Genomic DNA, 6,673 nt, shown 5'->3' with positions numbered 1-6,673 from the left:
AATAAATCGAATGACTTTCCTCTTCAAAACTGGAAATTTTACCTTTAATATAAGGTATCTGGGTTAGGTAGTTTTCTTCGTTTACGTCTATTAATAATTTTACGATGTTTGTTAGATCATCAATGTCTGATTTATAAGTAATTCGAAATATGTCATTACTAATAGAATATAACGTATCCTGATATTCTTGAAGTGATTCTTTGTTCTGGTTTTGGCACCCCAATGTAAATATAATAGTCATCAATATACTAAATGTTAAAAAAATATTTTTTTTATTCACGTGTATACCCTCTCTTTTACTGTTGTTATGGTTTCCAATAACCTGTATCAGCAATTGACCATTTTGATTCTGCTGACGAAATTTTAACATTTACTCCTACACTTCCTCCTATTGTACCTGTTCCGCCAAATGATACGTTTGCACTTCCAGAGGTTGATGTGCTAGTAGTATTGTAAGTATGAACAAAATCCGCTCCATAATTAACTCTAGTAACCCCTTGGTTTTTACGTTGAATTCTTATGGTGCAATAACCATTTTTTCTATAATTGGTATCAAAAAAATTAAAAACGCCCGTACCTTTAGTTATATTTGCTGCTGTTTTGAGAGATGTAACTCCAGATTGCGTCCCATAACTATGATAATCAGCCTTTGTTGAATCGTAGTATATTATTATAACATCATACGTTGCGGGCCTTGATTCTCCATATTTAAGAGTGAAATCACAATGTATCGTTTCATAATTAGCACCTGGTTGTCTTGAATTGTAAGTATTTATAGTAGATCCAGAAGCTGGTACTGCAAGTATGCCTATTTGATCTTCAGTTATAATTTTATTTTTTGATAATTCAACTCCTACTTTTGATAGATTTTTTTGTAATAGTGTAAAGTCATCTGTTGCAATTACATTGTTATGTATAAATTCATCATATTCATCAGATGACATGTTTATAACTTCATTCTCCAAAACTTTTAATTGTTTGCTTGGTAGATTACTGTAATCCATGTTGCTAATATCTTGTAATTGTGCAGTTGATGCATATACAGGTAAATTACATATTAATAAAATTAATAAAGTAACAGCAACAGTTTTAATTGATATATTCTTAAATTTCATTTTATCACACCTCTTCTTTTTATTTAATTAATTCCTTATTTGTTATATCTATCCTTTATTTTATTTTAATTTATGATATAACAAATTGATTATTTGTTATGTCGAATTTTGGATTATAAGTAAAAAAAAGATTCTATAGACTCTAGATTGCAATATAAGTGTTCAATTCATTTTCTACAAGTTACTAAAAACAATAGGAGTTGGATTAATAACTAGAACAGAAAGATAACAAAATTACGTACTTTCAGGCACTTAAAAAAAGCTTGAAACCTAGTATTATAAGGTTCTCAAGCTTTATGAACTTCTCACTGTTAATTTGTGTCAAATCAAATTTCATACTATTGATTTTAGACTTTTTTTAAAGTATTGCCATACCAAATACACTACTTAAAATGATCATAGCTATACCTGCAATGGAAGAGCCTATAAATGCAGCTAATAAGCCTTTTTTAAATTTTACTCTCATTAATGATGCAGCCAAGCATCCTGTCCAAACTCCAGTACCTGGTAATGGTATTGCAATAAACATTACTAAACTCCAGAAACTGTACTTATCTATAACCTCTGATTTTTTCATTCCTAAGTCATAAATCCAATTTCCTAATTTACCGAATATTTTAGTTCCCTTCATCCATTCTAATATTGAAGGTATAAGCCATAAAATAAATGGAGCTGGTATTATACTGCCTATTACTGCTAAAACATATGTATTTATGTATGGCATTTCTAATAGTAATATTCCAAAAGGTATAGAAAACCTTAGTTCAAAAATAGGAACTGCTGATGAAATTAATATCTTTAGCCAATCAGGAAAGTTGCTTAAGAACTCAATCAATTTGAACCCTCATCTCTTATAGAAGTTTGATTGTCATATGCATTCATCCAATCATTAGTAAATTGTTCTACACTAGTATCAGTAAGGGAATGATGTACTAGACTGTCTAGTAAATCAGCACTGATTGTAACTCCATGAACACCATTTAAAGTACAATTGTGAATTTGTTGTATGTTTTTAAAGCTTGCTGCAATTACTTCGCTATTGTAATTGTAATTAATCATCATCTGCATCATCTCACTTACTAAATTGGTTCCATCACCTAGTATATTATCTACCCTGTTTACGTATGGGATTAAGTACTTTGCTCCGCATTTTGCAGCCATTAATCCTTGTTGTGAAGTAACGATAGCGGTTGCTGCTATATTAAATCCATTTTTACTCAAAGATTTCATCGCCTTTAATCCTTCTTTTGTTACTGGAATTTTTACTGAAATATTACTGTCAATCTCATTTAGTATTTTTTTAGCATCTTCTATAATCCCTTCATAATCGGTAGCTACTACTTGGACAAACAAAGTTCTTTTATCGTCAATAAGCTTTGCGATACTCTTCATATGTGGAATAAATGCTTTACCTTCTTTGGCAATAATACTTGGGTTGGTAGTTACACCGTCTATCTCGTAATAATCAATACATCTTTTAATCTCATTGATATTAGCAGTATCTAATAATATCTTCATGAACACACTCCTCTAATGGAAATTTATCTAATCATTATACCTATTTATGAACCTAGTATCAATAAGATACTCCCCGTTATAAATTAATTTTTTAATTTTGTAATAGATTAACTCTTATATCCTTCTCATTTATCATAGCTTGATTACCATTAACAATATCAATTTGAAATTTAATCGTGCATACAGTAATAATAATTACCAAAATTGTTAATACTAGTCTTTTAAGCTTCAATTCTATCACCTCATATAGATTGTTGACATAAAACCCCTTTATATATTCAACCATTAAAATTTTTCGTGTTATTAAACAGCTTATACATAAAAATAATTTTAATGAATACAAAATTATTTTTATATTTTTTGTAATCTTATGATTGCTTATTTTATATACATAGATAGAGGTGATGAGATGTTGGGTATAAAACGAAATAATTCCGACTCAATAGTATATGATGTAAAAGAACCCAATGCTAGCGTATCTTTAAGTCTAGTACTACGAGACTATCTAAGCTCTCCTTTTGTGATAGTGTGTATAGGTACCGACCGCTGTATCGGTGATAGTTTAGGACCTTTAGTTGGGTATAATTTAAAGAATTTAAATGTAAAATATCCTGTATATGGCACTATTTTTGAGCCTATCCATGCAGTTAACTTAAAAGATAATCTTAAATACTTAAATGCTAAATACCCTAATCATAATATCATCGCTATTGATGCTTCGCTGGGTAATTCAAAATCTGTAGGAACTATTCAATTTAGAGAAGGCCCTTTATATCCTGGAAAAGGTGTAGGTAAAAAACTCCCTCCTGTAGGTAATTTTTCATTAATTGGCATTGTAGATTCAGTAGATAAATTTAATAGTTCTAGTATACATCAAGTTAGACTTAGTTTGATAATTGAGATGGCTGAGGTTATAACTCAATCAATATATTTAGCAACTCATAAAGCAGTCCCAATATAAGACTGCTTTATGAGTCAATTTCTAATAATTTGTTATAGATTATGAATTCATTACACTAATCATTAATAATGCTTTTCCCATCCTTGTAAAACAATTCGTCGTCAGCGTATATTTCTCCTCCATCTCTCATGTCACAGAGCATATCCCAATGTATAGCAGATTTATTCTTCCCTCCACAAAGAGCATATGATTTTCCTAATGCTAAGTGTACTGTACCACCAATCTTTTCGTCAAACAGCATATTCTTAGTAAATTGTGTAATATTGTAATTAGTACCTATAGCTACTTCTCCTACCCTACTAGCTCCTTCGTCTGTGGCAAGGAGCGCCTCTAATAACTTTTGCCCCTTTGTTGCTTTTGCTTCTACAACTTTCCCGTCAGTAAATGTTAAACGTATATCCTCTATTTCTTGTCCTGAATAAATGCCAGGAAATGAAAAACGTATGGTTCCATTGACACTATCTTCTACTGGTGCTGAAAATACTTCTCCACTAGGAAAATTATTATGACCATCTGAGTTAATCCAAATTCTATTTTTTATCTTCATTTCTATATCAGTTCCATCTGCTACTATTCTAAGATGATTCTTTTTATTTAAATAATCAACTATATTCTGCTGACTATCTCTTACTTTTTTCCAGGAAACTACAGGATCTTCATCATTTATAAGACAGGCTTCAAAAATAAAATCTTCATATTCCCGTATAGACATACCTGCTTCCTGTGCAGAAGATTGTGTTGGATACATACATATAGTCCATTTCATTTTACCTTTGTCTGCTCTATCCATTTGAATTTTACTTATGTTTCCGCGAGCTTTATTATAGGCAGATATTTTCTTAGGATCTATATTGCTCATATACTTTGTATTATTACCACCTCCTATATTTAACAACCTATCTGCTTTTGATGCAATCTCTTCAGATATAGGAGATATATAACTTAATTGATTCTCATTTCCTTCTTTAAATAGTATTTCGTTTAAATCGTGTTTTAAGATTACGTAAGGATGTGCTCCTAATTTCACTACTTCTCGATAACACTCCTCAATCAATGGATAAGACAAGTCATAACCTTGTATTACTACTAAATTATCCTTTTTGACTTCTAAAGAATAATTGATTAACGTATGTGCATATTTCTTTAATCTTATATCTGACATTTTATTATTTCTCCTATCTTCAATTTAGTAATTTTATAATTCATTTAGTTTGACCATGTTTAATTAGTCTATTCATATACATAAATACAAGAAGATAATTTGTAATATTATGTATAGAAAGAAAACCTTGATAATTTATTTATCAAGGTTTTCTTTAGCAACTGTTTCTTTTGGTTCTTGCGCTTCTACTACTTTTAACATAACCTCTATCTTTAAAGCCTCTAATTTTTCTTTTGACTTTTGTATTGAATTAGCTACCACCGAAAAATAAATTTTTATTTTCGGTTCAGTTCCAGAAGGTCGTATACAGAACCAGCTTCCGTCTTCTAAATAAATTTTCATGACATTAGACTTTGGTAAATTTATACTCTCTATACCTTCACCTATTACATTTCTTTTGCTTTGAAGATAATCTTCAATATGAGTGACTTTTATATCTGCCCATTTCATAGGCAAACTCTTTCTAAAGAAACTTGCAATCCTCTGCAACTTAACAATTCCTTCTTTTCCCTCTAGTTGTATAGACTCAATATGATCGGTATAATATCCATGTTCTATATATATATCTTCTAAGATGTCACCTAAATTCTTACCTATATTTTTATAATATAATGCCATTTCACATAAGATAACGGACGTTACAATTGCATCTTTGTCTCTTGCATGTTCACCTACTAAATAACCATAGCTTTCTTCAAACCCTAATATAAACGTTTTAACTTTTGTATTAGCGTACTCTTCTATTTTTTCCCCTATAAACTTAAATCCTGTTAAAGTATTTTCCACATTTATATTAAACTTATTAGCGATACGATCAGCTAAATCTGTAGTGACAATACTCTTTATCACTACTCCGGTAGTTGGTAATTTACCTTGCAGCTGCAATTGGCTAAGAATATAATATTCAAGTAAACAACCTATCTGATTACCAGTTAAGTTAATATATTCTCCCTCTTTATTTTTATACGCTACTCCTACTCTATCTCCATCAGGATCAGTAGCAATAATAATATCTCCATCCTTTTCACATGCTAATTCTTTAGATAAATCAAATACTTGAATTTCTTCGGGATTTGGAATTTTTACAGTAGGGAAATTTCCATCAGGGTGTTCTTGACTCTTTACTACATATACATTTGAAAACCCTATACTGTCAAGTGCTTTTCTTACAGGTATATTACCTGCACCATGTAAAGGTGAATATACGATATTGATATTTCGTCCTTCTTCTTTAATCATATTTTTATTTAAACATTGAGCGATTACTGCACAATTATATTTTGAATCAATTTCACTAGAAATATAAGATAATACTCCTTTCTCTATCGCCTCTACTTCATCCATTACATTAATATACTTAAAGTCTATTATCTTATTGATTTCTTCACTTATATCCTTTGCTAATGTAGGAGTTAGCTGATAGCCTTCTTTCCAGTATACTTTATAGCCATTGTATTCTGGCGGATTGTGGCTAGCTGTAATAACGATTCCACTTAAACACTCTAATTGTCTGATGGCATATGATAAAACAGGCACCGGCCTTAACGATTCAAATAAATACGTTTTTATGCCTTGTGCACATAGTATCAGGGCTGTATGTTTAGCAAATTCTGCAGACATATTTCTCGAATCGTATGCTATTACCACACCTTTTTCTTTCCCTTTTTGTCCCCATCTTGAAATATAGTTAGCTAATCCTTGTGTAGTAAACCCAATAGTATATTTATTCATTCGATTATTTCCAGCTCCCATTATTCCACGAAGCCCTGCAGTGCCAAATTCTAAATCCTTATAAAACCTATCTTCTATTTCGTTTTGATTATTTTCAATACTTTTAAGTTCTTCTTTTGTTTTTTCATCAACGTGTTCGCTATTGATCCAATTATCATATCTATTAATATAACTCATAATATCCCC

Annotated in this window: 8 protein-coding genes; 1 reads left to right on the top strand and 7 read right to left on the bottom strand. The window is 30.5% G+C overall.

Annotation, left to right across the window (positions count from 1 at the left end):
* From GC105_RS16810 to GC105_RS16805, 5 genes are all read right to left on the bottom strand, one after another.
* The coding region (locus GC105_RS16810; RefSeq protein WP_207706949.1) for a hypothetical protein at positions 1 to 244 on the bottom strand (244 nt) is incomplete at its 3' end.
* A gap of 61 nt (positions 245 to 305) precedes the next feature.
* Positions 306 to 1,115 carry a hypothetical protein gene (locus GC105_RS06455; RefSeq protein ID WP_152802906.1) on the bottom strand — a complete coding sequence of 270 codons (810 nt, stop codon included), beginning with the start codon at positions 1,113 to 1,115 and terminating at the stop codon, positions 306 to 308.
* A gap of 358 nt (positions 1,116 to 1,473) precedes the next feature.
* Positions 1,474 to 1,950, bottom strand: a complete 477-nt coding sequence (locus GC105_RS06450; protein WP_152802904.1) for a COG2426 family protein — start codon at positions 1,948 to 1,950, stop codon at positions 1,474 to 1,476.
* Positions 1,947 to 2,633, bottom strand: a complete 687-nt coding sequence (locus GC105_RS06445; protein WP_152802902.1) for a transaldolase family protein — start codon at positions 2,631 to 2,633, stop codon at positions 1,947 to 1,949. Before GC105_RS06445 ends, GC105_RS06450 begins: the two co-directional genes overlap by 4 nt.
* A gap of 91 nt (positions 2,634 to 2,724) precedes the next feature.
* Positions 2,725 to 2,865, bottom strand: a complete 141-nt coding sequence (locus GC105_RS16805) for a hypothetical protein (protein ID WP_207706948.1) — start codon at positions 2,863 to 2,865, stop codon at positions 2,725 to 2,727.
* 177 nt (positions 2,866 to 3,042) lie between these two features.
* Between GC105_RS16805 and yyaC the strand changes: the two genes are divergently transcribed.
* Positions 3,043 to 3,594: a spore protease YyaC gene (gene yyaC, locus GC105_RS06440; RefSeq protein ID WP_152802900.1), complete on the top strand. Its 552-nt coding sequence runs from the start codon at positions 3,043 to 3,045 to the stop codon at positions 3,592 to 3,594.
* A 55-nt stretch (positions 3,595 to 3,649) separates the two neighbouring features.
* Here the strand turns inward: yyaC and GC105_RS06435 are convergent, their stop codons facing one another.
* The gene (locus tag GC105_RS06435; protein WP_152802898.1) at positions 3,650 to 4,756 is read right to left on the bottom strand and encodes an aminopeptidase; all 1,107 of its coding nucleotides are present in this window, start codon (positions 4,754 to 4,756) and stop codon (positions 3,650 to 3,652) included.
* A gap of 135 nt (positions 4,757 to 4,891) precedes the next feature.
* Entirely contained in the window at positions 4,892 to 6,664 is a 1,773-nt protein-coding gene (locus GC105_RS06430) for a phospho-sugar mutase (protein ID WP_152802896.1), read from the bottom strand.
* Positions 6,665 to 6,673 lie beyond the last annotated feature (9 nt).

The sequence above is a fragment of the Alkalibaculum sporogenes genome, assembly GCF_009362815.1.
Lineage (GTDB): Bacteria > Bacillota > Clostridia > Eubacteriales > Alkalibacteraceae > Alkalibaculum_A > Alkalibaculum_A sporogenes.
This window is presented reverse-complemented; position numbering and strand designations above follow the sequence as displayed.